The 24,726-nt window shown below is 47.2% G+C and carries 22 protein-coding genes; 11 read left to right on the top strand and 11 right to left on the bottom strand.

The annotated features are described in order from the left end of the window. Position 1: 1 nt before the first annotated feature. The gene (locus tag VIS94_14080) at positions 2-1,636 is read right to left on the bottom strand and encodes a peptide-binding protein (GenBank protein HEY9162201.1); all 1,635 of its coding nucleotides are present in this window, start codon (positions 1,634-1,636) and stop codon (positions 2-4) included. Positions 1,637-1,682: 46 nt separating this feature from the next. Here VIS94_14080 and VIS94_14075 point away from each other — a divergent pair, with 46 nt between their 5' ends. From VIS94_14075 to VIS94_14065, 3 genes are all read left to right on the top strand, one after another. Then, positions 1,683-2,975, top strand: coding sequence for an endonuclease Q family protein (locus tag VIS94_14075; GenBank protein ID HEY9162200.1), 1,293 nt, complete (start codon positions 1,683-1,685; stop codon positions 2,973-2,975). Positions 2,976-2,987: 12 nt separating this feature from the next. After that, positions 2,988-4,226, top strand: coding sequence for a CNNM domain-containing protein (locus VIS94_14070; GenBank protein ID HEY9162199.1), 1,239 nt, complete (start codon positions 2,988-2,990; stop codon positions 4,224-4,226). 111 nt (positions 4,227-4,337) lie between these two features. Beyond that, positions 4,338-5,339 carry an aldolase catalytic domain-containing protein gene (locus tag VIS94_14065; GenBank protein ID HEY9162198.1) on the top strand — a complete coding sequence of 334 codons (1,002 nt, stop codon included), beginning with the start codon at positions 4,338-4,340 and terminating at the stop codon, positions 5,337-5,339. Between the two features lie 49 nt (positions 5,340-5,388). On the opposite strand, the gene VIS94_14060 is transcribed toward VIS94_14065, so the two are convergent. From VIS94_14060 to uppS, 9 genes are all read right to left on the bottom strand, one after another. After that, positions 5,389-6,666 carry an MFS transporter gene (locus VIS94_14060; GenBank protein HEY9162197.1) on the bottom strand — a complete coding sequence of 426 codons (1,278 nt, stop codon included), beginning with the start codon at positions 6,664-6,666 and terminating at the stop codon, positions 5,389-5,391. A gap of 98 nt (positions 6,667-6,764) precedes the next feature. Continuing rightward, positions 6,765-8,459 (bottom strand): thiamine pyrophosphate-binding protein, encoded by a 1,695-nt coding sequence (locus VIS94_14055; protein ID HEY9162196.1) that lies wholly within the window; start codon positions 8,457-8,459, stop codon positions 6,765-6,767. 36 nt (positions 8,460-8,495) lie between these two features. Next, positions 8,496-9,326 carry an SDR family oxidoreductase gene (locus VIS94_14050; protein HEY9162195.1) on the bottom strand — a complete coding sequence of 277 codons (831 nt, stop codon included), beginning with the start codon at positions 9,324-9,326 and terminating at the stop codon, positions 8,496-8,498. Between the two features lie 85 nt (positions 9,327-9,411). Next, positions 9,412-10,086, bottom strand: coding sequence for a tRNA (adenosine(37)-N6)-threonylcarbamoyltransferase complex dimerization subunit type 1 TsaB (gene tsaB, locus VIS94_14045; GenBank protein ID HEY9162194.1), 675 nt, complete (start codon positions 10,084-10,086; stop codon positions 9,412-9,414). Between the two features lie 2 nt (positions 10,087-10,088). Then, the gene (rseP, locus tag VIS94_14040) at positions 10,089-11,168 is read right to left on the bottom strand and encodes an RIP metalloprotease RseP (GenBank protein ID HEY9162193.1); all 1,080 of its coding nucleotides are present in this window, start codon (positions 11,166-11,168) and stop codon (positions 10,089-10,091) included. Further along, the gene (dxr, locus tag VIS94_14035) at positions 11,165-12,286 is read right to left on the bottom strand and encodes a 1-deoxy-D-xylulose-5-phosphate reductoisomerase (protein HEY9162192.1); all 1,122 of its coding nucleotides are present in this window, start codon (positions 12,284-12,286) and stop codon (positions 11,165-11,167) included. Before dxr ends, rseP begins: the two co-directional genes overlap by 4 nt. A gap of 8 nt (positions 12,287-12,294) precedes the next feature. Then, positions 12,295-13,128, bottom strand: coding sequence for a phosphatidate cytidylyltransferase (locus VIS94_14030; GenBank protein ID HEY9162191.1), 834 nt, complete (start codon positions 13,126-13,128; stop codon positions 12,295-12,297). Between the two features lie 156 nt (positions 13,129-13,284). Then, a complete protein-coding gene (locus VIS94_14025) occupies positions 13,285-14,118 on the bottom strand; it encodes a phosphatidate cytidylyltransferase (GenBank protein HEY9162190.1) in 834 nt (277 codons plus the stop codon). Next, positions 14,118-14,822: a polyprenyl diphosphate synthase gene (uppS, locus tag VIS94_14020; protein ID HEY9162189.1), complete on the bottom strand. Its 705-nt coding sequence runs from the start codon at positions 14,820-14,822 to the stop codon at positions 14,118-14,120. The genes VIS94_14025 and uppS overlap by 1 nt, the downstream gene beginning before the upstream one ends. 128 nt (positions 14,823-14,950) lie before the next feature. Between uppS and VIS94_14015 the strand changes: the two genes are divergently transcribed. From VIS94_14015 to VIS94_13990, 6 genes are all read left to right on the top strand, one after another. After that, the gene (locus VIS94_14015) at positions 14,951-15,577 is read left to right on the top strand and encodes a hypothetical protein (protein HEY9162188.1); all 627 of its coding nucleotides are present in this window, start codon (positions 14,951-14,953) and stop codon (positions 15,575-15,577) included. A 3-nt stretch (positions 15,578-15,580) separates the two neighbouring features. Further along, positions 15,581-16,168, top strand: coding sequence for a molybdenum cofactor guanylyltransferase (locus VIS94_14010; protein HEY9162187.1), 588 nt, complete (start codon positions 15,581-15,583; stop codon positions 16,166-16,168). A gap of 38 nt (positions 16,169-16,206) precedes the next feature. Then, on the top strand, positions 16,207-17,649 hold the full coding sequence (locus VIS94_14005) for an aminoacyl-histidine dipeptidase (protein HEY9162186.1): 1,443 nt from the start codon (positions 16,207-16,209) through the stop codon (positions 17,647-17,649). A 65-nt stretch (positions 17,650-17,714) separates the two neighbouring features. Continuing rightward, the gene (locus tag VIS94_14000; GenBank protein ID HEY9162185.1) at positions 17,715-18,659 is read left to right on the top strand and encodes a nucleotidyltransferase family protein; all 945 of its coding nucleotides are present in this window, start codon (positions 17,715-17,717) and stop codon (positions 18,657-18,659) included. 453 nt (positions 18,660-19,112) lie between these two features. Beyond that, a complete protein-coding gene (locus VIS94_13995; GenBank protein ID HEY9162184.1) occupies positions 19,113-19,979 on the top strand; it encodes a hypothetical protein in 867 nt (288 codons plus the stop codon). A 130-nt stretch (positions 19,980-20,109) separates the two neighbouring features. Further along, positions 20,110-20,415, top strand: coding sequence for a hypothetical protein (locus VIS94_13990; GenBank protein HEY9162183.1), 306 nt, complete (start codon positions 20,110-20,112; stop codon positions 20,413-20,415). Positions 20,416-20,776: 361 nt separating this feature from the next. Here the strand turns inward: VIS94_13990 and VIS94_13985 are convergent, their stop codons facing one another. Continuing rightward, positions 20,777-21,766: a DUF2804 domain-containing protein gene (locus tag VIS94_13985; GenBank protein ID HEY9162182.1), complete on the bottom strand. Its 990-nt coding sequence runs from the start codon at positions 21,764-21,766 to the stop codon at positions 20,777-20,779. 183 nt (positions 21,767-21,949) lie between these two features. Here VIS94_13985 and VIS94_13980 point away from each other — a divergent pair, with 183 nt between their 5' ends. Together VIS94_13980 and VIS94_13975 are read left to right on the top strand one after the other, a co-directional pair. Beyond that, positions 21,950-23,236, top strand: coding sequence for an acetyl-CoA C-acetyltransferase (locus VIS94_13980; GenBank protein HEY9162181.1), 1,287 nt, complete (start codon positions 21,950-21,952; stop codon positions 23,234-23,236). 220 nt (positions 23,237-23,456) lie between these two features. Next, positions 23,457-24,629, top strand: coding sequence for a CehA/McbA family metallohydrolase (locus VIS94_13975; protein HEY9162180.1), 1,173 nt, complete (start codon positions 23,457-23,459; stop codon positions 24,627-24,629). Positions 24,630-24,726: the final 97 nt, after the last annotated feature.

Genomic DNA, 24,726 nt, shown 5'->3' with positions numbered 1-24,726 from the left:
GTCAAGGTACTACCTGATACTTCTGCATATCTTTCGGGACATACCATTTGGTAAAATTATAGCTGATTCCTGCGGGTGCAGGCACTATCCCCTTTATCCTCGAGCTTACTATAGGCAGGCTGTAGGGAACATAAAGGAAAACAAAAGGCTGTTCTTCGGCCAGTATCTCCTGAATCCTGTCATAACAGGCCTTCCTTTTCTTCGCATCGAATGTGTGCCTGCCCTCGTCAATAAGCCTGTCCACTTCGGCATTCTTGAAGCTGGCCAGATTGAGATTGCCCGGAACGGCGTTACTTGAATGCCATACCGCATAGCAGTCAGGATCCTGCAGGATATTGAAACCCAGGATTATCGCATCGAAATTATACTTATCAACGAATTCCTTGATAAACGATGTCCATTCAACAATCCTTATGTTTACCTTGATGCCTATCCTGCCGAGCCTCTGCTGGATTATCTGAGCGGTTTTTTCACGCAGGGAGTTGCCCTGGTTTGTAATAATTGTGATTGTAAACGGTTTGCCTTTTTTCTCCACGATCCCGTCATTGTTGGAATCCGCGAAACCGGCCTCCCTGAGCAGTTCGACAGCCTTCTCAGGATTGTACGGATATTTTCTCACCTTCGGATTGTACCAGACGGTACCCGGTTTATAAGGTCCGGTCGCTTCCATCCCGAGTCCCATAAGCACGCCTTTGATAATCTCATCCTTATCGATTGCATAGGCTATCGCCTGCCTGACCTTTTTATCGTTGAAAGGCGGCCTTCTCTGATTGAAAGCAAGGTATGTATAGCCGTCGGCCAGATATTTATATCTGGTATAATTTTTTTTAAAATCAGGCGTATCGGTCTGCCTGATATATTGAAGCGGAGTCAGGCCCATCATGTCGATATTCTGGGCCTTGAGTTCCATGAACTGTGTCGCCTGATCAGGGATCACACGGTAGACTATTCCTGAAAAATAGGGTCTGCCTTCGAAGTACTTGTCAAATGCCTCAAGAACTATCCTGTCGCCCGTCTTCCAGCTTTTGAACTTGTATGGGCCGGTTCCGACAGGAGCCCTCGAAAGCGGGGTCGTCGTTATATCCCTTCCCTTCAAGAGGTGTTCTGGCAGCATTTCCAGGCCCCAGCTTATGAGACCGGGGGCAAACGGCTTGTCATAATTGACCTCAAACGTGTAGTCGTCGATGATCCTGGCAGACTTCACCTCTTTATATTTTTCCGCATATGCCGTTGGTGTTTTTGGGTCGATTATGATCTTGTATGAGAACATGACATCCTTTGCGGTGAAAGGTTTGCCGTCATGCCAGAGCACGTTCTTTCTCAGATGAAAGATTATTGTCTTGCCGTCGTTTTTTATCTCCCAGCTTTCTGCCAGATCAGGGACTATATTAAAGTCCTTATCGTATTTCACGAGGCCGTTATAGATATTTGCCGCTACCTCATGGGAGGCGCCGTCCGTGGCAAGCATCGTAATGAGGTTGGAGGCATCCCCTATCGAAGAGTCCACAAAGACATCGCCGTATGCGGGCGTTCCTCCCGAAGCCTCATTCTGACCCGGGCTATTGTTATTGGCCTTTGAGCATGCTAAGAAAACAAGGGTCGATATGATAAAAAGAATCAGTATTTTCGCTTTCATGAAACTTGAAATACCATAAAGCCCGTTTGAGAAACAAGGTGATTAGATGAGACTGTTTGCAGACCTTCACATACATTCCAGGTTTTCTCGCGCGACCAGCAGGACGCTCAACCTTGAGGTACTGGCTCAAGGCGCCGAACTTAAAGGCATAAAGGTCATAGGGACCGGAGACTTCACCCATCCCGTATGGCTCGATGAGATCGAGACCGGGCTCAGGGAAAACGGCAGCGGGCTTTACTTTCTACCCGGCCGCAAAGAGATATCCTTCATGCTCACCGCCGAAATCAGCACCATTTACAAGCAGGATGGCAGGGTCAGGAAGGTGCATCACCTGATAGGCGCGCCGGATATGGGTGTGGCAAGAAGGATCAGCGAAGCACTTTCAAAAATCGGTAATATAAATTCCGATGGCAGGCCTATAATAGGCATGAGTTCCAGAAACCTCCTCGACCTTGTTCTAAATGCAAGCGCCGATGCCTTTATTATCCCTGCACACATATGGACCCCCTGGTTTTCGGCGCTTGGCTCAAAATCAGGATTTGATTCCATCTCAGAATGCTACCTGGACCTTGCTGAACATATTTTCGCCTGCGAGACAGGGCTTTCATCCGACCCGCCCATGAACCGCATGGTGAAAAGTCTTGATGCCTATTTTCTCGTCTCGAATTCGGATGCACATTCCGCAGACAAGCTGGGCCGGGAGGCGACTATCTTCGAATGCGAACCTGGCTATTATGAAATGCTTAATGCCATGAAAACAGGCTCAGGCCTTGCCGGTACAATCGAATTTTTCCCGGAAGAAGGCAAGTACCATCTGGACGGCCATCGAGACTGCGGGGTTACTCTTGAACCTGACGAGACTGAAAAGCTTAATGGCCGTTGCCCGGTCTGCGGCAAGCCTCTTACCATAGGTGTTCTATACCGCGTCCATGAATTGTCTGACAGGGTTAATGGCACAGCGCCGAAGGCAAGGCCGTTTGATTATGCAATACCACTGAAAGAACTGCTCGGGGAATGCTTCGATGTCGGCCCTGCTTCAGCAAAGGTTGAGAGAATCTATGAATCCCTGATAAAGAAGCTCGGCCCTGAACTGAACATCCTTCTTGATGTCCCTATTGAGGATATCGTCAAGGCCTCTGACGAAAAACTGGGACTTGCGGTTTCCAATATGCGCTCAGGAAGGGTAATCAGGAAACCCGGCTATGACGGTGTGTTCGGTGTCATAAGCGCCCTGAAGGATGCGCCTGCCGGAATGCAGAAGCAGATGATTGAATATGAACGCCCGGAAATTAATGATGAAACACTCAGACGCCGAAAAGAACAGTTAACACTCTTCTGATAGAGGAGACTGATGGGAAATTTGTTTTATCTTATCCCGCTTGTGATTCTTCTGATAATAGGTGCCCTGACGTCGGCTGCCGAAACTGCCCTTATGCGTGTCAACAGGGTAAGAATACGTCGCATGGCGGAAGAGGGAAATCATTCCGCCAGAAGACTCAATGAAATTATAAAGGAACCGGACAGACTCTTGAGCACCCTGCTCCTGCTCAACAACTTTGTAAACATCCTGAATTCCGCCCTTGCAACTGCTGTACTTGTAGTAATGTTCGGCAGCGAGGGCATTTTATATGCGACTGCAATAATGACCTTCATGATCCTGGTGTTCAGTGAGATTACGCCTAAAATCATTGCCGCCTACAGGGCGGATGACCTGGGGCTGATCATAGCGACTCCAATGAAATGGCTGATCATTATCTTAAAACCCCTGGTATACATGATTAATTTTGTATCGATGGGAATCGCAAAACTCTTTGGTGTAAATCCCGATTCACACGGACAGAATATTACGGAAGAAGACATCGGCTCGGCCATTTATGTCGGACACAAGGACGGGGCGATAACCGAACCGAAGGCAAAAATGCTGATGAACGTCATCGATCTTGATACCGTTCCCGTACGCAAGGCACTGATCCCTTTGAGTGACGTGGTCTCTTTTCCGATCAATACATCGCTAGATGATATCATCAGGATCGTTACTGCAGAGGAATATGCCCGCTACCCTGTTTATGACGGCACAACGGACAACATTATAGGCTATTTCCATACCAGGGATGCATGGAGATTTTTTAGTAATAAGGATGCCTTCTCGTTGCGGGACTGTCTGAGAGAGGCCCATTTTGTCCCTGAAACAAAGTCAACCTACAGGCAGCTGATAGACTTTCAGAAGACCCGCAGCCATCTGGCCTTTGTTGTCGATGAGTTCGGCACGGTCAAGGGCATCGTTACACTCGAAGACATAATCGAAGAGATAACAGGCGATATTTCGGACGAACACGACCAGCCGGTTGAGGGCATCATACCCGTTGGCCAGTATACGTACATCGTGAACGGAAGCACTCCACTGAGGGACTTGGAGCGTATAATCGACCGCGATTTTCCCGAAGATGTGGATACGGTTGCGGGCCTTATTTATTCACAGCTCGACAGAATCCCCAAGGAAGGGGAATATATCGAATGGCAGAACCTGAGGCTGGGCATAGAACGCATGAGGAAAAACCGCATTTTAAAGGTGCGAATCACGGTAGGATGATAGTCAGACAGTTTTTTGCTCTTGATTAAAATCTGTTGAAATGGCAATTATTTGAACTTGCACCTCTGCATGTGACGGCAGGTTACGAAAGAATATATTGAGGGAGTTTGTATGGAAAAGAGAAATTCAGAAGGCAACTTAACTGAAAAAAAAGGCACCTGGCTGACCTTCAGGCCGGACATAAAAGTGCTCGACTGTACGATCCGTGACGGCGGCCTCATCAACAACTGCAATTTTGATGACGTATTCGTCAAGGCGATATATGACACCTGTGTCGCCGCAGGCATCGACTATATGGAAATAGGCTACAAGGGTTCGAGAAAGATATATTCCCCGTCTGAATTCGGCACATGGAAATTCTGCAGTGAAGATGATGTCAGGCGTATCGTGGGTGACAATGATACGGACTTGAAGCTTTCCGTCATGGCGGACGCTGAGCGCACGGATTATCATGAAGATATCCCGCAGAAATCCCAGAGTGTAATAGACATGTACCGCGTGGCAACCTATATTCACCAGGTTCCCACCGCCCTGGATATGATAAAGGCCATTCACGACAAGGGCTATGAGACAACGCTGAACCTCATGGCAATCTCCGTTGTCAGAGAACATGAGCTTGACGAGGCCCTTGAAATAATCGCCCAGAGCGAGGTCAAGGTCATTTACCTTGTCGACAGTTTCGGTGCTTTGTATTCGGAAGACATCCAGGCCCTTACGCGCAAATATCTCAAATATGCCTGGGCATCAGGCAAACAGGTCGGTATACATACCCACAACAACCAGCAGCTTGCATATGCGAATACAATCGAGGCGCTCATACTTGGTGCAAGCTTTCTGGATGCAACAGTTGCTGGTCTGGGGCGTGGAGCAGGCAACTGTCCGATTGAACTTCTGCTCGGTTTTCTTAAGAATCCCAAGTTCCATCAAAGGCCTTTTATAAAATGCATACAGGATCACATCGTACCGCTCAGGCAGAAGATATCCTGGGGCTTCGACATCCCGTACATGATTACCGGTCAGCTCAATATCCATCCGCGCTCTGCCATGAGTTTTCTTGATAAAAACCGCACCGATTACGTATCGTTCTATGACGAATCCATAGAAGAAGAATAACAGTCATGACAGGCAACCCGCACGATGTACGGGTTGCCTTAAGGTTTATTTATTCCTGAACTTCAACTGCAATTTTTTCCGTCTTTGCATAGTCTCTCACATACCAGAAAGAGCCCATCAGGAACATCACCCCTGCAAACAGTGAAAATATCGGCAGGAATTTAAGGGCAGTCACAAGACCGAATTTATCGGACATGAAGCCTATGAAAATTGGGCCAAGGGCGCTTCCCAGCAGGTGCTGAACAATCACGCACAGGGAATACGATATCGCGCGCACACCCGGATGAACAACATCCTGCGTTATTGCAACCGCCGCTGGGACAAAAGCCGACCCCGCCATGCCGGCAAAAAGCAGTATCGGATATTCCAGGTTATCGCCCACGACAGAAAAGGCTATGAAAAGTGTCACGGCGGTTACTGCTGAAGATGCCGCACAGAATAGCGGCCTGGCATTCTCTCTTCTTCTAAGCCAGCGGTCCGCCAGAAAACCTCCCAGCGGAGTCCCTATCACCGCAAGAAGCAGGACAAGTGAGCCTTTGGTTCCGGCCTGAGCCATCGGAAGCCCTTCAAGTCTGTGGTAATAAGTTGGAAGCCAGCTTATAAGCGAGGTCGTTACAAAGACGCTGCCTGCAAACCCGAGATAAGCGAAAATGAGCGATGGCTTATATATAAAATCACGGCTGATTTCTTTAAAACCCATTGAAACTTTTTTGCCCGGTTCGGTTGTCTTTGTAAGATCAACGGTCTTGTAGTCCCTGATCTGGAAGAAAAGAAGGGCCACGATCGCCCCGGGAATTGCCAGCCATCCGAAAGCATGCCGCCACCCGAAATGATCGGCAATCATGCCCCCGCCTATTATTCCCAGAACACTGCCGAGAGGGATGGATGCGTTCCACAGGCCCATAGCAAAGGCTCGCTTATTTTCCGGGAATGCCGCTGAAATCATTGCGGTTCCGCCGGGGGCATAACCCGCTTCACCGATTCCGACTGCTGTCCTTGTAGCGAAAAGCTGATAAAAACTGCCTGTAAAAGCGCAGGCCGCCGTTGCCGCACTCCACAGTAGAGCCATGATCCCTATAGATTTCTTTCTGCTCCAGCGGTCGACAAGAAGGGCAATAGGAAAGGTGAAAATGATTATAGCCCAATATACCGCCGCTACGAAAAATCCGCATTGTGTATCGCTAAGCGACCATTCCGCCTTTAAAAAAGGAAAGAGAGATACAATAACCTGCCTGTCCATGTAGTTGAACATGTAAAGCAGGAAAAGCAGGAAAAATACGTACCATGCATAACGCTTTGAAACGAGATAGCCCTGTTCGTCCTTCATCCTTGCCTCCCTTATCCCGGGAAATCTGATTTTACTTGAATCAGGGGCGCGCAAGCAAAGCACGCGTCCCTTCTTTTACCACCCGCTTAACAATTCATTTAAGCCTTATACGCCCCCATGTTAGCGAGCGCCACACTTCCAGGGCTTATCGGCGCAGGGTCAGTCATGACATTTATGCAGCAGGTCTTGCCCGATGCAAAAGCCTTTTCAACTGCAGGTCTTACGTCTTCAATTTTTTCAACAAGTATTCCAAGGCCTCCTATCGCCTCGACCATCTTCTGGTACTGGATCGGACCGATCTCGGTGCCGCATGCGATTGCATGTCCCATTCTGAGCTGCTGGGAATGCCTTATCATGCCCCACCCCAGATCGTTGTTTATGACTACGACTGTGGGCAGGCATTTTCTTATTGCGGTTTCGAATTCCATGAAATTAAAGCCGACTGAACCGTCGCCTGTCACAAGCAGTACCCTTTTATCAGGATTAAGGAGCTTAGAGGCGTTTGCGTAAGGTATGCCCACTCCGAGGCAGCCGTACAGGCCGCTGTCCATATAATGTCCGGCTTTTCTCACTGTCCGGGTCATACCCATCCAGACCTGCGTATCGCCTCCATCGGTTATAATGATATCATCTTCCCTGTCCATGATGTCATTCAGCTCTTTCATAAGTCTTATGGGATGAATGGGAACACCTGAGCTTTCCCAGTTTTCCTTCATGTTTGCCTTTCCTGCGATATCAGCCTCTTTGAGTGTCTCAACCCATGGTCTGAATTTCTTCTGCATCCCGGGTCCGAAGGCCTTGGCGCCGATAACCTTGGTGCATTCGCCCAGGAAGGCCTTGACATCGCTGACAATGCCCAGATCGATCGAGCGGTTTCGGCCGATCTCCTCCGCTTCGATATCAACGTGCACCATTTTGGCCGTTGCAGGGAAGACATCGCCGAACAGATAATAGAGGCTTATCCTTGAACCTAAAAGTATGACGAGATCCGCTGATGCGTTCGCCATGAATGCAGCCCCCGGTCTGATTGCAAGAGAGCCTTCAAAGCATAGTTCGTGCGTGTCGGGCAGAACCCCCCTGCCTGCATTGACCGTCATTACAGGGATGCCTGTCATTTCGGCAAATGCCTTTAATTCATCCTCCGCTCCAGAATACCATGCCCCGCTTCCGGCTATGATCAGCGGTCTTTCGGAGGCAAGTATCATTTCAATCAGTTTTGGAGTCTTCTCAAGATCGACAGGTCTGGACATGGGAATGGTTTTTGTCTTTTTAACCCTGTCCATGCTCACTGGCGTGTTGAGCACGTCTACAGGCAGCTCAAGGTAAACGGGTCCGGGTCTTCCGGTAATCGCGGTACGGTATGCCATGTCTATGAATTCAGGGATGCGCTCCGCCCTCTGGCACAAAAACGCCTTTTTTACTATCGGCTCAATGACTGGGAATTGTCTCATATCCTGCAGGTCCAGTTTCTCGCAGCTTTCTATGCCGACACAGCCTGAAATAAGTACCATCGGAGAGTTTGCAAGCTTCGCATTGGCAATTGCCGAGAGTGTATTAGTAAAACCGGGGCCTGCCGTTACCATTGCAATTCCCGGCTTCTTTGTCAGACGTCCCACTGCCTCTGCCATAAAGCACGCAGCCTGCTCATGGCGCGTATCGAACAGCTTTACGTTCGAACCTTCAAGGTATTGGTAGATGGGTGTGATATGTCCCCCCGAGATCGTGAAGATATATTCTATCCCAAGATCGATAAGCGCATCTGCAGCAAGCTTTCCGCCGATTACTGTTTCCATTATTCTTCCTCCTTAATTTCTTTTTAATTTTCTTTTTTACAGCTCCATCAGCTGCCCGCCGGTCATGTTTATGGCCTGACCGGTTATATACGATGACTCGGATGACGCCAGAAATGCCGCCAGATTAGCCACATCAGCCGGATCTCCTATTCTCGCCATCGGTATGGTTTTTATCATCTCCTGCCTTCTGTCCTCGATCGTTGTATTGAAGAACTTTGCCTCCAGACCGAATCTCCAGTGCTCGAGTTCCGTGCCGATCTGACCCGGGGCTATTGCATTAACGCGGATATTCGGCGCAAGCTCTTTCGCCATCACCTTTGTCTGCATGATAAGGCCGGATTTTGCAACGGCATAAGCTCCGTTGAATAACGGAGGGACCTTTCCTGCGCGTGAGGACATGTTGATAATGCTCGACCCGGGCGGCATCATGGGAATTATCGCCCTTGAAACCCTGAAGGGGCCGTGAAGATTGACGTCTATCGTTTTCATCCATGCCGCCTCATCATAATAGAGGAATGAATTCGGCACACCGAACGAGGCACCAGCGTTATTTACAAGGACATCGACCCTGCCGAATCTGACCTTTACAGCCTCTGCCATTGCAGCAATCGTACCGTTGTTTGTCACATCTACGTCCACAGACATCGCATCCACGTTAAAACGTTCTTTAAGTTCGGATACAATGGCTGCCATTTCATTACCTGTGCCGGTACTCACTTCACCTTGCGCGCCGGCAAGCGCCCCCATGTCTGCAATGATGATGTTTGCGCCGTTTGAGGCAAGTTTCTCGGCAATTGCATAACCTATTCCGGTTTTTTTTCCCGAACCTGTTACAAGAGCTGTTTTCCCTGATAAATCCTTATACACTAGACACCTCCTGGCAGTATTAATATCGATTGAGGCAAACCGGATGGTATCCTTTTTAAAGCGACGGCGTCAATAAAAAGCTTAATCAGGATTCAGGTGATATCCTTTTCAAAAGCAGGGTCGCATCTGAGGCACGGATATAAACGGGACTGATATCCTTAACCGCAAAAGACGGGTTGAGAGCAAGCTTTCCTATAACCGCAGCCCTTGGATACCACAGATCTTTATCTGCGGCCTGATACAGGCTTCCAAGGCTGTTGCTGAATACCTCATCGTAAAGAGCTATGGCGTTTCCTGTAAAAAGTGTCGGCCCGGATATCATGTCTTTGACCTGAGACGGTTCGATATTGACCTGAGGCGATAGTCTATGTCTGTCTTTATCATACAAAGCACAGAAAATTTCACCCTTTCTGGCGTCCAGTACAGGCATTATATGCCTGTCGGTCTTGGGCACATTCGCTGCAACGGCATCCAGTGTAACAACACCCCTGACTTCACAGTTCAGAGCTGCAGCCAGACCTTTGGCTGTGGCAATACCGATTCGGATGCCCGTGAACGACCCCGGGCCGAGGCCGGTTGCAATCAGATTGATATCTTTTTTATTAAGGCCTGAATTTTTCAGCACCTCGTCGATGAGATTCAGGACCGTGCCCGAATGGCCGGCCTTCACCTTCCGGCTTGTTTCTTCAAGGAGTTCTTCATCTCTGAGAACAGCCACCGAACAGATGTCGGTCGAGGTGTCAATTGCAAGGATATACATGCTTACTTGCCTGCGATTATCCTGGCGATATCATTGTAAAAGGCGAACAGCATCAGGAGTATAAGAATAAAAAGCCCTATCTGCTGGGCAATCTCTTTCGGTTTGTCTTTGAGCGGTCTTCTTATTATGCCTTCTATCAGAAATATCAGTATATACCCGCCGTCAAGTACGGGTATTGGCAGGATGTTTATTATGGCCAGATTTATGCTGATAAATGCAATGAGGCCAAGAAAAGGCAGCAGACCTGCCTTGAATGATTTACCTGAGACCTGCGCAATCATGATAGGCCCGCCAAGACTTTCCTTGATCGGGACTGTCCCTTCAATAATCTTGGAAAATGCAATGCCTGTCATTTTTACAACCCACCAGCATTGATTTATGCCGTAGCCAAGTCCCGATATCGGGCCGTATCTTGTTATAAATGTCTCACCCGAAGGAGATATGCCTATTAAAGGACGGTTGATGTTTTCTCCGAACAAGTTTTTGGCACTGACTATTTTGGGCCTGACCTCCACTTTGAACTGGGTGCCGTTCCGCTCAATTACAATGTTAAGCTTCCCTGTCTGATTATTCGACATGATTGAAGGGATATCTTCCCACTCCTTCACTGGACTGGAATTGATTAAGACTATCTTATCCCCTTTCATCAGTCCGGCGTCATATGCGGGGGTCTTTTCCTGAACCTCACCTATTACCGGTGAAAGCGTGGGTATGCCGATCCATGAAACAAGGACATATATGAAAAAAGCAAGAACAAGGTTGAAGGCCGGCCCTGCGGCAACAATCGCCGCCTTGATTCTAAGAGGCTTTGCCTCAAAGGAACGTGAAGGATCAACAGGCATGATCATCTCTTCGCCGTTCTGCTTGCCCTCACCGAGCATCTTTACATAGCCCCCAAGCGGCAGTGCGGAAATCATGTATTCAGTTTCGCCAATCTTCTTTTTTATAATTGAAGGACCGAAGCCAAGTGAAAATTTCAGAACCATTACGCCGCTCGCCTTGGCAACAAGGAAATGGCCGAGTTCGTGGAAAAATATCAATATTCCGAGCAGAATAATAAATGCCACAATTGTTGTTATCATATCATTTCCTTTGCTGTTATTCTTGACTTCCTGTCGAGTTCGATAAGTTCTTCGATTGTATCAGCCTTCTCTCCAGAGAGTTTATCCATTGTTCTTTCGATTATAATTGGTATCCTGTCAAATGATAAGTTCCTCTTCAGAAACTCATCGACAGCAACCTCATCTGCAGCATTCATTACGCACGGCAGTGTATCCGGTTTTTTAAGGGCATCATGAGCAAGGCGAAGCGCCCTGAACTTGCCCTCTTCGGGTTTGGAAAATTCAAGGGACATCATATCATGGAAATCAAAGCGCGGGAGATCCAGCAGAAGCCTTTCAGGCCATGAAAGGGCATAGGCAATGGGGACCCTCATATCAGGAATGCCAACCTGCGCCTTGAAGCTGGAGTCTCTGAACTGCACGATCGAATGGACTATGCTCGCAGGATGTATCCAGACATCTATCTTCTCGCCTGGCATGTCGAAAAGCCAGCTCGCCTCAATGATCTCAAGGGCCTTGTTTACCATTGTTGCAGAGTCTATGGTGATTCTCGGACCCATGTTCCAGGTCGGGTGCTTCAGCGCCTCTTCCGGAGTGACCGATGCGAATGTTTCTCTGGGCCTGTCCTTGAAAGGTCCGCCGGAGGCTGTCAGGATTATCTTTTCAACGTCTTCTTTTCTTTCTCCCTGAAGACACTGGAAAATGGCTGAATGTTCGGAATCAACCGGGATGATCTTCGCCCCGTATTTCTTTGCTGTGGCTTTTACAAACTTTCCCCCCACCACAAGGGATTCCTTGTTTGCCAGTGCGAGTTTCACACCTTTCTTCAAGGCTTCAAGGGTGGGAAGAAAACCCGCCGCCCCGGATATTCCGTTTACAACAATATCGGGAGACAATTTCCTGATGAGATTTATCGCGGCATCGCGTCCCTTGATTATGTGTTTCTCGCCTGCATCTGTCGTCTCATCGGTAATGGCAATATCTTCAACACCGAAAAACCGCGCCTGCTCTGCAAGTTGAATCGAGCTTTTTCTGGCACACAGACCGATAACCTTGTATCTGTCAGGATTAGACCTGATCACATCAAGTGCAGAATTTCCTATGGAACCTGTAGATCCAAGGATTATGACTTTTTCCATATTCAACCTCAATTAATGAAGCTAAGAATAATGTATAAAGCCGCTCCGACAGGTATGACACCGTCCATACGGTCAAGCATGCCTCCGTGTCCCGGGATGATATTGCCGAAATCCTTGATTCCGAACTCGCGCTTGAACATGGATGCTGTGAGATCGCCTGCCAGATCAAGCAGTGCGATTACAAAACCAAGCAGGATGAAGAGACCCGCCGGATAAGTTCTTATGAAAGGCTCCATAATGGAGACTGAATCCGTTATCTTGTCATAGCCCAGCCCCAATAGCAGCCCGAATATCACGCTTGCAGCAATGCCCCCGATCAGCCCCTCGACTGTTTTTTTAGGACTCAGCCGTGGAGACAGCTTATGCTTTCCAAGATACTTCCCGGCAAAATATGCCCCGCCGTCGGCAATGAATGTGCATAAAAGCCCGAATATCATCCAGAACCTACCATCCGGGGCATTCCTTAAAAGTACCCAGAAAGTAAAAAGCCCGATGGGATAGATAATTCCCGAGAGAGCCAACGCGACATCCCTGCCTGTCGCCATCTTTTTCTCGAAAAGGTAAAGTCCAGCAATAATAATGCTCAGAGTAATCCCTGCCATGATAACATACAGCAGGAAGAAATCAGCCTGATACGAATACCATAAACAGCCAACGGTACCCGCCATCAGGATATAACCGAGGACGGAAGCGCTTTTTGAAAGAGTTGCATGCATAAGTTCATATACGCACCATGGTATTACAATCATGGCAAAGAGAAGGAGAACCCATGCCGGGCCGAATACCACTGGCAGGGCCAGAACAATAACAAGAACCAGGGCGCTTAAAAGTCTTTTGATCATTATTTACCCTCAACCTGTTTGCATGTCATTCAGTTACGGCGCCGCCGAGATGTAAACCATGCAATTTCATTATCGAGTGCTGCACCGTCAAAATCAGGCCGCAGAATATTCGTGAAGTATATTTCGGCATATGCAATCTGTACGATCATTTCCATCTCAGATTATGAAGCTCAGAATTATGTAGAGAGCGGCGCCCACCGTTATACCGCTGTCCATTCTGTCGAGCATGCCACCGTGCCCGGGGATGACGTTGCCGAAGTTCTTGATCGCGAATTCCCTTTTGTACATTGATGCGTTCAGGTCTCCGGCAAGGCCTAGAAGCGCTGCCGCTAACCCCAGCACTATGTAAAGCCATACGGGATACGTCCTTATCAAGGGCTCCCACACCGTCGTCAGTTCTGAGATTTTTGTATAGCATAGGGCAAAAATTAAGCCGAACACCATGCTTGCCGCTATGCCTCCTGCAAGGCCTTCGATCGTCTTCTCTGGGCTCAGGTTCGGGCTGAGCTTGTGCCTGCCAAGAGACCTCCCGGCGAAATATGCACCGCCGTCGGCAATAAATGTGCATACAATGGCGAATATCATCCAGAACCTGCCGTCAGGCGCGTACCTGAGCATCACAACGAAGCAGCAAAGCCCTGACGGATATACAAGCCCTGAAAGGGCTATGGCAACATCCCTGCCTGTCGCCCATCCTTTTTCGTAAAGGTAGAGTCCTGCAATAATTATCGATAGAGCAGTGCATGTGCTGACCATGAAGAGCAGCATGAAGTCTCCCTTATGTGCATACCAAAGTAATCCCTCGGTTCCCACCATCAGGATGTAGCCCAGGACGTGTGCGGTTTTAGACAATGTCGCCTTCATGAGTTCGAATGCGCACCAGGGTACGACGATCATCGCAAACACAAGCACCACCCATGCGGGGCCGAATGCAACCGGCAAGGCCAGAACAATAATCAGAACCAGGGCGCTTAAGAGTCTTGTGATCATTATTTTTCCTCGATCTGTTCGCTTGTCATTCCATAGCGGCGCTGCCTTGAAGTAAACCATGCAATTGCATTATCGAGCGCAGCACCGTCAAAATCAGGCCATAGAATATCCGTGAAGTATATTTCGGTATAGGCGATCTGCCAGAGCATGAAATTGCTTATGCGCCATTCTCCACCTGTTCTTATCAATAAATCCGGGTCAGGGATTTCACTTGTATCAAGATATCTTTTAAAGGCCTCTTCATCTTCGGGTGCGACACCGTCTTTAACAATTGCCCTGACCGCCCTTAAAATCTCATCCCTGCCGCCGTAGCTTAGCGCGATTGTGAGAAAGACATCAGAGTTTTCTTTTGTAAGATCAATTGTATTTCTTATTTTTGTCTGGAGCCTGCCGGAAAGTCTTGATACATCACCGATAACATTGAAATTGACCCCTGTTTCCCTGAGCCTTCCAACTTCCTCGTCAATAAAACGGTCAAGCAGCTGCCATAATCCCTCAACCTCTTCAATAGGTCGTTGCCAGTTCTCGGATGAAAAGGCATAAATGCTTAGATATTTTATCCCGCGTTCTTTGGCAAGCTCGACAATCTTTCTGGTCGCCCTGGCGCCGGCCTCATGGCCTGATAGTCTGGGGAGCCCCCGTTTCTGTGCCCATCTGCCATTGCCGTCCATTATTATTGCGACATGCTTTAGGCTGTTTTGCATAGGAATCCGTTAACACAGTGTGGTTTTACTCAGCAAGCTTTAATATAACCATTTGTTCAATTGACGACGCGAACAAGTTTATTGATAATAGGCATCTCCATAAAGAAATAAAATGAAGGAGGCAAATTATGCTTAACAACCCCCAGGCGACAGATCAGGCATTGAGCATCCTGAGGAGCGGCCAGCCTTTTCAGTGGTATGTGATAACTCTTCTTGCTCTGGTTTTTTATGTCTATTTCAATGAGATAGAGAAAAAGAACTGGAAGGGTATTGCGGCAGGGCTCTCACTTTACATGGTCCACTGGTTTGTGGAAATCGTAAACGCACTTATTCAGCATTTTACCGGTCATGCTTTGTGGACGGTCCCGACGGGCACTGCCTTTCTGCTGCTTATTGGCGTCGGGGTCGAATTGAGTCTGATGTTTTCAATAGCAGGCCTCATATTCAGCAAAATCCTGCCTGAAGACCCCAAGGCAAAAATATTAGGCATCAATAACAGGCTTTTAATAGCCCTCTTTAATGCAGCCTTCTTTTCGATATTCGAGATATTCCTTGTAAAGACGCCCTGCTTTGTTTGGGTTTATCCATGGTGGGGCGCACTGACCGTCTTCATTACTGTATATATCCCTTTCTGGGTAGTAGCGATGTACTGTTATGACTGGCAGCCAAAAACACAGATCAGAGTGATCGGCGGCATGTTCGCATTGAACGCGGTCATGCTGATCGTATTCGCTGGCATATTGAAGTGGATTTAGCCTTTGATTGAACAGGGCATACTTCCGGATATAACAGCAGCGGTACTGATCGGCGGGAAATCCCGCCGCTTCGGCCGCGACAAGGTGATAGAGCCTCTTGACGGCGTCATGCTGGTGGAAAAGGTCGTTTCCGTGCTGAACCCCCTGTTTTCGGAAATAATCCTTGTCGGCCATTTCAGGCAGGAGATTGCAGGATATAAGACTGTTTCCGACATCATTCCAGGATGTGGGCCGCTCGGTGGAATATATACGGCGCTAGTCTCATCAGCCAATCCTTACTGCTTTATATTCGCTGCGGACATGCCAAATCTCAATATGAAACTTATCAGTTATATGGCCGGACTCAAGGAAAAGGCGGACATAATAATACCGAGACTGTCAAAGGGCATTGAGCCTCTGCATGCAATCTATTCAAAAGCCGCAATCCCGGTCATAAAAACGCTGCTGGAAAAGAACAGATTCAAGATATTGAATCTCATCGAACAGATGAATACGGAATATATAGGAAATTTATCTATAAATAAATTCGGGGATCCGTTAAGGATATTTTCCAACATCAATACCACATCAGACATTGAAATCCTTCTTTGAAACCAGGACATTGAAAAAAGCAATCGGGGGGTAAATTAATGGATACGGTAAGCAGCCTTGAACCAAAGTCGCTCTGGCAGAGTTTCGTCCAGCTCTCGGCAATCCCGAGGAATTCCAAAAACGAGGCACAGTCAAGGGATTTCGTCATAGCCAAGGCACAAGAATACGGCCTTGACTATAAAACTGACCCGGCTGGAAACGTGGTCGTCTATAAACCTGCCATGGGCAGTGCAAATGACAAAACCGTAATCCTCCAGGCCCACCTGGATATGATCTGCGAGAAAAACAAGGATACCGAGCATGACTTTGAAAAGGACCCGATCAGACTGGTCCGGGACGGAGAATGGGTACAGGCTTGCGGAACGACGCTCGGCGCCGATAACGGCATTGCCTGCGCGGCAATGCTCGCCATAATGGAGGATTTCTCGCTCACTCATCCCGGGCTTGAACTTCTCTTTACAATTGACGAAGAGACAGGGCTGACCGGCGCGGTCAAAATGGATGCGTCGCTCATTCACGGCAGGACACTCATCAACCTTGATTCGGAGGAAGACGGAATCCTGTACATCGGATGCGCAGGCGGCAGAGAAACAGATCTGAAATTCGGTATCAAAAGAGTCAAGACCCCCGGAGGACTTCAGGCCGTAACCGTAAAGGTCAAGGGTCTCAAAGGCGGACATTCGGGAACGGACATCCACGAAGGCAGGGGCAATGCGATAAAGATCATGGCGGGCCTTCTGGCCTCATCCGGAATCGCATTCAGATTGTCCTCAATATCAGGCGGCAACCTGCGCAACTCGATACCGAGAGAGGCGGAAGCGCTGATAGCAGCTACTCCTTCAAGACTGAAAAAACTGAAAGCGCATGCAGAAGAATTTTTCGGAAAATACAGGACAATGCTCAAAGGAATCGATGAAGGACTCGCAATAACATTTGAGGATGCACCCATGCCGGAAGATGTGATTTCCGTAAAACAGACCTCAGCAATAATCGAGGCCCTGAACGCAATCCCCTCAGGCGTTGAGGCTGTTGATGTCCCTCATGGCATGATCAAGACATCAACAAGCCTTGGTGTTGTAAGAACAGAAGAAGGCCACGTCACGGTCAAAACCATGCAGAGAAGCATCCATAAAGAGGCGATGGAGGAACTTGCGGGCAGAATAGCATCAATCGGAAGACTGGCAGGTGCAAAGATCACCTTCGATCACGATTATCCCGCATGGATTCCCGATTTTGATTCCGGCATACTCAGGGTCTGCAAAGAGGCCCATCTGGAACTGTTCGGCAGGGAGCCCGAGGTCAGAGTAATCCATGCGGGCCTTGAATGCGGAGTGATAGCGGACAAGATCCCTGGCATTGAAACCATCTCGCTCGGCCCGACCATTGAGCATGCCCATTCGCCTTTTGAGAGGGTGAGGATTGAAAGCGTCGGCAACTTCTGGAAGCTTCTCTTGTCCATATTGAATAAACTGGCAGTGTAGAAGCCCGTCTTGACCTTGGCATAAGAGAAGATATATTTCTGCTTATATCTCTCAGGAGGTTTCTCATGATAGTTGATTGCATTGTAGCCGCCGGGGATGGAAGGGCCTCAAAGAAGGTGTTCAGGAAAAACAAGGCCCTGCTGGAAGTCGATGGAAAACCCATCATCAGGCACATCGTCGAAACACTCAAGTCCTGCGATGAAATCGGGCAGATTGTAGTAGTCGGTCCGAAGAAAAAGTTCGAGGCAGTAATAGGCGATCTTGATGTCCGGATAATCGAGCAGCGGCGGAACCTTATGGAAAATTGCTGGGAGGCTTTTCTTCAGACCATTCCCGAATATCGCGATACCGGAATCCTGACAGAAAATATTTCAAATAATTACAGGGAAAAGGCCGTACTCGGCCTGGCCGGCGACATCCCGCTGCTGACTGTAAATGAATTGAAAGAGTTCATAAAAAAATGTGACATGTCCATATATGATTATTGCGCCGGCATCACATCTGAGACCATACTGAAGCGTTTTGAACCCAGGAAAGGCAAGCCCGGCATCAAGATGGCGACCTTTCATGTCAGGGATGGAAATTTCCGCCAGAACAACATGCACATGGCAAAACCGTTCAAGCTCAAATACGGCATAGAGCTTGCGCTCAAGGTATATGAATATCGCTACCAGAAAGAGCTGCTGAACATCATCCGCTCCATAGGAGAGATCGTAAAACTGGGGCCCAGGCATATCGGAAGGACATTATGGCTCTATCTGCTGCTCCAGATATCGACCGGACTCTCCTCGATAGGGCTTAAGCCTCTGGCAAAACTGACCAGCTATCCGGTTACAAGGGCTGAGCTTGAAAGCCTTCTATCCGGGATACTCGACGCCCAGGTCAAGATAGTCGAAACCTCTCAGGGCGGCGCCGCACTTGACGTCGACAATGAAAGAGACTTCCTGATCCTCTCGATCAGATACAAGGAGTGGCATTCAATGGTCACGCACGGGTACATAACGTCATAACCTTGCATACCTTTGTCGCTTCCTTGGCTCGTCACTACGGCGTACGTCAATGTACGCCTTGTTCCTCGCCGCCGTCGCTTCGCGGTCTGCAAAGTTATGACGCTATGTACTCCTTAATTTATTTACCTGTTCAACTGCTTGGTGAAATATTTACTTGCCCGCAAGGCATAAAAGAAAACATTCCTTTCCGGCACTAGTTTCTTCTCCAAAAGAAAGGTTTGAAACTCGGGAAGAATGTCGGTTCTGATTACATCGGACAATTTATCCATAATATATCCGCTGGGCTTTATGTCTTTATTTTCATAAAATACCCGGTGGTCAGACTAGATATCTGCTGATTTTATGACATATTTTCTCTTTTCATTTACTGTTAGTAAAAGTATTATTTAATAAAATACTGCGAAAAAGGTCATTGGGTATATTAATTGTTAGGCTAATACATAGAGGGTAAATATGGAAACAGACATTCAAAAAATACTTGAAGAAGTAGCGCTGTTGTTCAATGATGATGGGGGCGAATCTTTTCTGCAAACTCAATTTAAAGAAGTTCAACTGGCAATTTTTATTGAAAAATTAGAAGATAAAGATGAGAAATATAAGAAAGTTTATTCCTACATTAAAAAAATCAACAGAGATTTTAAAAATATTGGAATTATAATTGAGCGAATTGAATGGTTAAAAAGCATTGCCCTTGAAAAAAAAGAAATTTATGTCTCTTGGCATCGTTATGTAAGTGTTGATATTGAGCATTTTCATACCGAGATACGCTCAATAATGGATTATGTTGCCCAAACAATAGGACTATTGTTGCCCAATGGCGGGCAATTGCCAGACTCATTTAGAAAGTTGTGTGAATGGACAAATAAAAATTCTTCTCGTATTGATAGCAGTATTGAAAGCATTATTAAATACGCTTCATCTTGGTTTATGAATATGAGAAGTGTAAGAGATGATATTGTGCATTATGGAGCTTCTACTATAGTTTTTAATGGCCCTCAGGATGGCATTCTATTTCAAATTTATAACAGTCAGTTAGACAAAAAAATAGATAATGAAAAAATTATCATGTTCAATGAGAACATAGCATTTTTTGATAAATATGCGGCTCTATACATTTCTCGAGTTCTCTACTCCATAAAAGAATTATCAAAAGCATTAGTATCAATTATTTCTTCTTCAAATGTGACAGACATAGAATCTAGTAATAAATCAGAAATAGGTATAAATATGCTAAATTCATTCACTAGAATTTCTGACCCTGGCTTTAAAGTCATAAAAAATTGGATTACCGATTTATTGGAAAATTTCGCCTTACCATAAAATCCACCCGACTGCTACCAGCGTGTTGCTATGCGTCTGCGCTTGCTCCGCGTCACGTCCAGTGGTATTTTTTAGTAGCTAGCTCCGCTGTGGTAGCAGCGAGTGATTTTGGTCGTTAAAGGAATAAAAAATGAAGGATTATGAAATACCTACAACAGGATGGTACAAAGATGGGAGTTTTTCTTATGGCGCAGACTATTTATATGAAAGTATTCCCAAGGTAGCGGTAAGAATATTTAACGATAATGAGAAAACAACCGCAGAATATACATATAATTATCTTAAAAGCATAGGAATAAAAACAGCAAAACAAAAATATATTCAACATACTGATAACAAGTGGTATTATTATGTGTTTGCTGAGCGAACAGAATTTATTTCTAAACTAAAGGAAGTTTCAGTAGAAATAGAATTAGAAAATAAAAACAAACTTTAACAAATCAAATCAGCTGACACCACTCCGTAGCGCAACCTATTTCTGGTGTTATCACCAAAAGAAATCTTCATTTTTTGATTGCTGAAAAACTATATGCTTCTGCCGAAGATATGCACTAAAAGCGGTTTTTACAGCAATCAACAGTATCCCACGTGATGGAAACTTGAACAATCGTCACAAAAAATGAATGCTCAATTGTTATTAAGCCCGGTATCAACGGCGAAAGCTGTATAGGGCGTTATAACAAAGCAGACCGCGAAGCGACGACGGCGAGGAATGAGGCGTACATTGACGTACGCCGCAGTGACGAGCCTAGGAAGCGACAAAGGTATGCAAAATTATAACGCCCTATACTGTATATTTACCATTTGGCATAATGATCCTCCGCCCACCCAGGTATATCTCTTATTTCAAGGATCTCTCCGCTTTCCGTTCTGAGCGTTCCTTCAAACGTCCCCATGAACTGCGAGAATTTCGATTTGACGAGCACGGCATTAAGCTTCTCCCCGCGCATGCCTTCAGGATTGAATGTAAGGGCCACCCTTTTGTCATAGGATGTAATCCTCCAGGGCTTGTGCAAGTCATGATTATCGAATTCGAAATTGACGGTATCGACCTTTGTCCTGGCGCCATCAAGCCAGAAGGCGTTTTCGGTAAAGCTTGTATCGTTCACCCCGCAGCAGAGATTGAGCCCGAATGGCCTTCCGTCAGGCAACGTTGTCGCGGTCGCTGCCCATTCCCAGTATGTATCACGGCGCATGGTGCCTGTCGTCCAGTCCATAAGTCCCATATAATCTGGCGATGATATCTCATATGTCTTTCCTTTACACGTGACCTTGCCCGAAACAGGTATCGGCGTCGTTTTCTCCATGTACACCCATCCCCGGTAACCTGTGCGTGTGCATAGCCGCAAAGGTTCAGTGGGTTTTGTAATTTTTATATCGAGGTTTATTTCTGGCGCACTGGCCATCATCCTGAAAGATGTTACTGCAATATCAAGGCCGCCCGATGAAAACGAGCTGTCATAGCTCCTGGCAGTCGGGATAATGGTGCCGCCTATTCCGAAGGGTGTGATCTTATTTGTTTCAACAAGGGTTTTCGTCTTCCGGTCGTATACATACAGAAACCCATTGGCAATGTACTTGAGATCGACCACGGCCATTCCCACTATTACTTCCGGGCCTATTATTCCTGAAAAATGAAACTGGTTAACAAGAAATTTTTTCAGCAGCCTGGGCACCTTTATATCCATGGGCGTTTCCAGCGCATAATCTGCATAGTTTATGTTGTCAACGGGCTCATCATAAAATCCGAACCTTATTTTTCCTTCACCTGTTATGAGATCTGCCATAACTCCCCCCTCGCTTGGAATATTCTTTTATTTATATCACACCTGATTGGCCGGGAACAGTCCTGTTGCAGGCGGTATGACCCTGCAGAAAAATGAATTATGAATTCTTGCCATTAAATAGTGTTTATGTGATACTTCCTCTCTGAAAAAACATAAAAAAGAAAGTTTTTCAAGGAGGGTTGTATGGCAAATGTGGTCTTGGTAAGCGGTGTAAGGACAGCAGTCGGAGCATTCGGCGGCACACTGAAAGATATCCCGGTCAAAGAGCTCGGTGCACTCGTAATAAAAGGTGCGCTGGAAAAAATCGGCCTAAAACCGGCTGTTTCGGCAGACGCAGAAGCTGACGCCCCGGACAAGCTCAAGGGGCAGGGCCTCAGCGAAATTGAAAAAAAATATGCCGGATTCGAAAACGGCAATGATATAGTCATTGACGAGGTTATCATGGGCAATGTTCTCTATGCGGGACAGGGCCAGAACACTGCAAGGCAGGCCATGATCATGGCCGGTCTTCCGAAGGAAACGACCGCTTTTACGGTTAGCAAGGTATGCGCATCCGGCATGAAGGCGATAGCACTGGGCGCAGCGGCGATCAAGGCCGGAGACGCATCGGCGATTATTGCAGGCGGCATGGAAAATATGAGCGATGTCCCGTATGCAATGCCCAAGGCACGCTGGGGATACCGCATGGACATGCCCTTCGGCAAGATCACGGACCTGATGGTCTTTGACGGCCTTTTTGAGATTTTTTACGGATACCATATGGGCATCACCGCTGAAAATATCGCTGAAAAATACGGTATCAGCCGGGCCGAGCAGGACAGGCTGGGGCTTGCAAGCCACAACAGGGCCCTTGCCGCAATCAAGAGCGGTATTCTGAAAGACGAGATAATTCCTGTGGTAATCCCCCAGAAAAAGGGCGACCCCAAAATATTCGACATAGACGAAAGGCCAATGGAAACCACACTTGAAAAAATGGGCAAGCTGGCAACGGTATTTAAAAAAGACGGCACGGTTACAGCAGGAAATGCATCGGGCATCAATGACGCCGCGGCGGCATGCCTGCTTATGGATGAAGACAAGGCCAAAGCCATGGGACTGAAACCGCTTGCAAGAATCAAAGGCTACGCAACCGGCGGACTCGATCCGGCTTACATGGGACTCGGACCCATTCCTGCAATCCGCAAACTCTTGAGGATCACGGGTACATCCATTAAAGACTACGGCCTCTTCGAACTTAACGAGGCCTTTGCTTCCCAGGCAATTGCCTGCATCAGCGAACTGGGCATATCCGAGGATATCTGCAATGTAAACGGTTCTGGAATCTCAATCGGCCACCCGATCGGCTGCACGGGCGCGCGAATCATTGTTGCGCTTATGCACGAAATGAGGCGAAGAAATATATCGCTCGGCCTTGCATCACTGTGCATAGGAGGCGGCCAGGGAATGGCGCTCTCTATCGAAGCGGTTTAATCTTACAAGTTATGCGGGGCGGCTTAAACAAAAGCGCCCCGCCACACACCTGAAGACAATAATTTAATCAGTCGTTTCGAGATGTAATAATTTGCCATTAATTTGCCTGAATTATGGGCATATTCTTTCCATTATCACCAATTTCGGAAACCTTTTCAGCTACTTACGCTTGGCACCCGGTGTGCATATATAATTAAGACGAAGACCGCAGGAGGCTTTCATGAAGATGAGGCTTTATATTTTCACCGCCATTCTTTTCGCGCTTTTGTTCTGTGCCTGCTCCAGTTCTGGCAGTGAAGAACCGGTGAATACTTCCGACGAACAGACAAATGATGACAGTCGGAAAACACCCATAACAGAAGAGAGCCTTCTCGGAGAAATGAGTATTTATTACGGAAACCTTCATGGACATACAAATTATTCCTGGCCCGAGGTTAAGGGTTATACCCCGGCCGATTCATTTGCCTATGCAAAAGACCTCGGCCTTGATTTCTGTGCGGTAACAGACCATGACGTTTGGCTGGACATCAACCTCAAACCAAAATACTGGCTCAATGACAAGGCCTGGAAAGAGATAGGCAAAGCCGCCGACGATGCCAATGCCGATGGCGAGTTTGTAGCTATCAGGGGCTTTGAATGGAGCAATCCCGCCTATGGACATATATGCATCTTCGATACGCCTTGTTATACAGACTTCCTGATTACACCGTTTGATCCGGTCCTCCCCTGCCTGGCACCAAGCATTTACTCATGGATTGACCGGAAAAATGCCATTGCACAGTTCAATCATCCCGGCAGGGAAGAAAAAATGTTCAATCAATTTGAATATGATGAAACAGTCGCAGATAATTTCGTGCTTATGGAAACCGGCAACAAGGATGACGGCATCTATACCAACGATTACCTGCCCAATTATATACTCGCACTGGACAAGGGCTGGAAGCTGGGGCCAGCGGCAAACCAGGACAACCATGTGCTTCATATCAATTCACACAGGACGGTTATAATCGCCCCTGACCTTACAAGGGAAGCTCTCTTCGCGGCTTTTAAGGAAAGACGGACGTACGCGACTGACGATACAAACATGAGGGTCATATTCAAGTCAGGTGATACGTGGATGGGTTCAACGGTTATAACTGATGATGATTCCATTCTGCTCACAATCATGGTCAAAGATGACGAACCAATATCCAGCCTTGAGATTATAACCAATAAAGGCGAAGTAGCGGCAGAAAAATCTTTCTCAGATGAAGAGACTTCCGACATCTGGCAGGTTTCAGTGCCGTGCAGAAACGGATCATACTTTTTCCTGAAGGTAATCGAAAAGGACACGCATAATGATGAACTTATAAACCCACATTTTGCGTTTGAGGAGACTGTAACTTTCACATAGGTTTTTCTTTTGATATAAATTGGCTGTAAACGTACATTGTCAGGCTATTTCAACTGCATTGCGGTTGAGTGAATGGCTGATGGAGCTTATTTGGTCG

The organism is Desulfomonilia bacterium (assembly GCA_036567785.1).
Classification (GTDB): domain Bacteria; phylum Desulfobacterota; class Desulfomonilia; order UBA1062; family UBA1062; genus DATCTV01.
Note: the sequence above shows the minus strand (reverse complement) of the source record. Positions and strands in the feature narration are given on the sequence as shown.